We start from the raw sequence: 4,401 nt of genomic DNA on the forward strand, positions 1-4,401 counted from the left end.
TCGGGGCCGCCCGGGTCCCGCCCCCCCCCCCTCACGGTTCCCGGGGGCGGGCGGGGGGGGCCCCCCCCGGGGGGGGGCGCGCGGGGGGGGGAACCGCCGCGGTCACCCGTGCCAGGACCGCCACAGGGCCGCGTAGGCGCCGTTCGCCGCCACCAGGTCGTCGTGGCTGCCGAGTTCGCTGATCCGTCCCTCCTCGACGACCGCGATCACGTCCGCGTCGTGCGCCGTGTGCAGCCGGTGGGCGATCGCCACGACCGTACGGCCGTCGAGGACCCGGGCCAGCGAGCGCTCCAGATGGCGCGCCGCGCGGGGGTCGAGCAGCGAGGTCGCCTCGTCCAGCACCAGCGTGTGCGGATCGGCGAGCACCAGGCGCGCCAGCGCGATCTGCTGCGCCTGCGCCGGGGTGAGCGTGTGGCCGCCCGAGCCGACCTCGGTGTCCAGCTCGCCGTCCAGCGCCCGCGCCCAGCCGTCCGCGTCGACCGCGCCGAGCGCCGCCCACAGCTCCGCGTCGTCCGCGCCCGTACGGGCCAGCAGCAGGTTGTCGCGCAGGGACCCCACGAACACGTGGTGCTCCTGGTTGACCAGCGCCACGTGCTCGCGCACCCGCTCGGCGGGCATCCGGGACAGCTCCGCGCCGCCCAGGGTCACTTCGCCCGCACGCGGAGCGTAGATCCCGGCCAGCAGCCGGCCGAGCGTGGACTTGCCGGCGCCCGAGGGGCCCACCAGCGCCATCCGCGTCCCCGGTGCCACGTCCAGCGTCACCCGGTGCAGTACGTCGACGCCCTCCCGGTACCCGAAGTGCACGGCGTCCGCCCGTACCGTCCGGCCCTCCGGCGCGAGCCGCCGGTCACCGGCGTCGGGCTCGATCTCCCGTACGCCCACCAGCCGCGCCAACGACACCTGGGCGACCTGGAGTTCGTCGTACCAGCGCAGGATGAGGTTGACCGGGTCGACCAGCATCTGCGCCAGCAGTGCGCCCGTCGTCAGCTGGCCCACGTCGATCCAGCCCTCCAGGACGAAGACGCCGCCGATCAGCACCACCGCGCACAGGATCGTGATGTGGGTGACGCTGATGACGGGGAAGAGCACCGACCGCAGCCACAGCGTGTACCGCTCCCACGCCGTCCACTCGCGCACCCGCTGCTCGGAGAGGGCCACCCGGCGGTCGCCGAGGCGGTGCGCCTCGATGGTCCGCCCTGCGTCCACCGTCTCCGCGAGCATCGCGGCGACCGCGGCGTAGCCCGCCGCCTCCGAGCGGTACGCCGACGGCGCCCGCCTGAAGTACCAGCGGCAGCCGGCGACCAGTACCGGGACGGCCACCAGGACGGCGAGCGCCAGCGGCGGGGCGGTGACGGTGAGGCCGCCGATGAGCAGCCCCGCCCACACCACGCCGATGGCGAGCTGCGGCACGGCCTCGCGCATCGCGTTCGCCAGCCGGTCGATGTCGGTGGTGATGCGCGACAGCAGGTCGCCGGTGCCCGCCCGCTCCAGCACGCCCGGCGGCAGACCGACGGACCGTACGAGGAAGTCCTCGCGCAGGTCGGCCAGCATCTCTTCGCCGAGCATCGCCGCCCGCAGCCGCATCCGGTTCGTGAAGAGCGTCTGGACGAGCAGGGCGACAGCGAAGACGGCCGCCGTGCGCTCCAGGTTAAGTTCGCGGGCCCCGCCCGCGAGGTCCTCGACGAGCGAGCCCAGGAGGTAGGGGCCCGCCATCGAGGCGATGACGGCGACCGCGTTGAACGACACGAGCACGGTGAACGCCCGGCGGTGCCGGCGCATCAGCTCGCGTACGTACGTCCGCACGGTGGAGGGACTGCCCACGGGCAGCGTCGTCGCGGTCTGCGGTGCGGCCGGGTCGTAGGCCGGTGGTGCCACGCCGATCATGCCGTTTCCTCGATTTCTTCCCGTACAGCGCGTTCCGCGGGTTGTGCGATCACGGCGTCGGCCGCCTCTTCGCCGACCGCCTTCTCGTCGGCCGTCTCGCGGGTGACGACCGCGCGGTACCGCGCGTCGGTGTGCAGCAGTTCCCGGTGCGTGCCGACCGCGGCGGCCCGGCCCGCGTGCACCAGCACCACCCGGTCGGCCCGGTCGAGCACCAGCGGCGACGAGGTGAGGACGACGGTCGTACGTCCCGCGCGCAGCCGCCGCACGCCCGCCGCGACCCGCGCCTCGGTGTGCGAGTCGACGGCCGAGGTCGGCTCGTCCAGGACGAGCACCTCGGGGTCGGTCACCAGCGACCGGGCCAGCGCCAGGCGCTGGCGCTGCCCGCCGGAGAGCGAACGCCCGCGTTCCGTGATCCGGGTGCGCATCGGGTCGTCCGTGCGGTCGGCCGCGGCCTGCGCGAGCGCCGCGAGGACGTCCGCGCACTGCGCCGCGTCCAGCGCGTCCGCCGCCGACACCTTCCCGGAGGCCGGTACGTCGAGCAGCTCGGCGAGCGTGCCCGACAGCAGCACCGGGTCCTTGTCCTGGACCAGTACGGCGCCCCGCGCGGCGATCAGCGGCAGGTCGTCGAGCGCCACCCCGCCGAGCAGCGCCGAGGGCGGCGCCCCGCCGCCGGAAGCGTCCGCTTCGGCGGCGGTGTCCGCGGTCGAGTGGCCGCCGAGGCGCTCCGCGAGCCGGCCCGCCAGATCGGGGTCGCCGCACACGACGGCGGTGAACCGCCCCGCGGGGGCGAGCAGTCCCGTCGCCGGGTCGTACAGGTCGCCGGACGGTGGTCCGTCGGACGCGGCGGGCGCCCCGGCCCCGGCGGCGCCGGTCCGCGCGACACGCTCCAGCGACAGCACCCTGGCGGCCCGTTTGGCCGAGGGACGCGAGAAGGAGTACGCCATGGCGATCTCCTCGAAGTGACGCAGGGGGTAGAGCAGGAGCGTCACCGCGCTGTAGACGGTGACCAGTTCACCGACCGCGACCCGTCCGTCGAGAGTGAGCCGCGCGCCGTACAGCACGACCGTGATCAGCAGCAGCCCCGGCAGCAGGACCTGGACCGCCGAGATGAGCGCCCACATGCGGGCGCTGCGAACGGCCGCCCTGCGCACCTTCTGCGACGCGTCGCGGTAGCGGCCGAGGAACAGCTCCTCGCCGCCGATGCCGCGCAGGACGCGCAGCCCCGCGACGGTGTCGGACGCCAGCTCGGTCGCCTTGCCCGCCAGCTCGCGCTGCGCGTCGGCGCGCCGCGTCGCCTTCGGGAGCAACGGCAGGACGGCCAGGGCCAGTACGGGCACCCCGACCGCCACGACGACGCCGAGGGCGGGCTGGTAGACCACGAGCCCCAGGCACACGACGACGAGTGTCAGGGCGGCGGCCGCGAAGCGCGAGAGCGCCTCGACGAACCATCCGATCTTCTCGACGTCGCCGGTGGAGACGGCGACGACCTCGCCGGCCGCGACCCTGCGGGTGAGCGCCGAGCCGAGTTCCGCCGTCTTGCGGGCGAGCAACTGCTGCACGCGCGCGGCGGCGGTGATCCAGTTGGTGACGGCGGTCCGGTGCAGCATGGTGTCCCCGACGGCCACCGCCGTGCCCAGCAGCGCGATCAGACCGGCGGCGAGCGCCAGGGACCTGCCGGATCCGTCGACCACGGCCTGCACGGCGAGGCCCACGCCCAGCGGCAGCCCGGCGACGCCGCACTGGTGGAGCAGCCCCCAGGAGAGGGACTTCAGCTGTCCGCCCAGCTGGTTCCGCCCGAGCCAGTAGAGGAATCGGGGTCCTGACCGGACGTCGGGGACGCCCGGATCGGGATACGGAAGATCGCGAATCTGCATGTCGTCCCACGGCTCGGTGTACTGGCTGAAACCGTGCAAGGTTCGCTTTCTTCCACCCGCGATGGCAATCGATTTACGGGCGCGAGGACACAGAACGCGCCAAGATCCCACATCCCGGTGGCGCCTGTGGCGGCCCCGGGCTTCACTCCTGACCCATGAGACGACCACACGTCATGGGCATGCTCCTCGGCCTGGTCCTGGCCGCCGGACCGGTGACCGGGGCGGGTCCGGCCGGCGCGGCGGCCCCGGAGCCCGGGCGCGCCGGGGCGTCCGCCGCCGCGGAGCCGCCCGCGGAGTTCGGCAGCGACTGGCACGATCCCGTCACCGCGGCGCCACCCGTCACGGTCCCCGGCACCCGCTCCTGCCAAGTGAGGGTCGCACGGGCCCAGTTCCGTGACTTCACCCCGTACAAGGGCCGGTACGCGCCCCCGGACGGCTGCGGCGACCGCTGGAGCAAGGTGGTCCTGCGCCTCGACGGGAAGGTCGCCGGACGGCAGTACGACCGGCTCGGCCACCTCAGCATCGGCGGGGGGGGGGGGGGGGGGGCCCCCCCCCCCCCCCCCCCCCCCCCCCCCCCGCCCCCCCCCCCCCGGGGGGGGGGGCGAGCCCCGACCCCACCCACCCCCCCCGCGCGGCGCCGCGG

The 4,401-nt window shown here is 75.3% G+C and carries 2 protein-coding genes and 1 pseudogene; 1 reads left to right on the forward strand and 2 read right to left on the reverse strand.

From position 1 onward, the window contains the following. Positions 1–102: 102 nt before the first annotated feature. Both ACWGH0_RS17935 and ACWGH0_RS17940 read right to left on the reverse strand, forming a co-directional pair. Positions 103–1,884, reverse strand: coding sequence for an ABC transporter ATP-binding protein (locus tag ACWGH0_RS17935; protein WP_453405112.1), 1,782 nt, complete (start codon positions 1,882–1,884; stop codon positions 103–105). Then, positions 1,881–3,758 carry an ABC transporter transmembrane domain-containing protein gene (locus ACWGH0_RS17940; protein ID WP_453405194.1) on the reverse strand — a complete coding sequence of 626 codons (1,878 nt, stop codon included), beginning with the start codon at positions 3,756–3,758 and terminating at the stop codon, positions 1,881–1,883. The genes ACWGH0_RS17935 and ACWGH0_RS17940 overlap by 4 nt, the downstream gene beginning before the upstream one ends. A gap of 275 nt (positions 3,759–4,033) precedes the next feature. On the opposite strand from ACWGH0_RS17940, the pseudogene ACWGH0_RS17945 reads away from it, so the two are divergent. Further along, a pseudogene (locus ACWGH0_RS17945) lies at positions 4,034–4,282 on the forward strand (peptide-N4-asparagine amidase); the annotation flags it as partial. Between the last annotated feature and the right edge of the window lie 119 nt (positions 4,283–4,401).

The sequence above is a fragment of the Streptomyces sp. NPDC054887 genome (assembly GCF_053610585.1).

Excerpts from the sequence above, each read along its gene's own strand:
- ACWGH0_RS17935 (WP_453405112.1), bottom strand. The coding sequence starts at position 1,884 with ATGATCGGCGTGGCACCACCGGCCTACGACCCGGCCGCACCGCAGACC.
- ACWGH0_RS17940 (WP_453405194.1), bottom strand. The coding sequence starts at position 3,758 with ATGCAGATTCGCGATCTTCCGTATCCCGATCCGGGCGTCCCCGACGTC.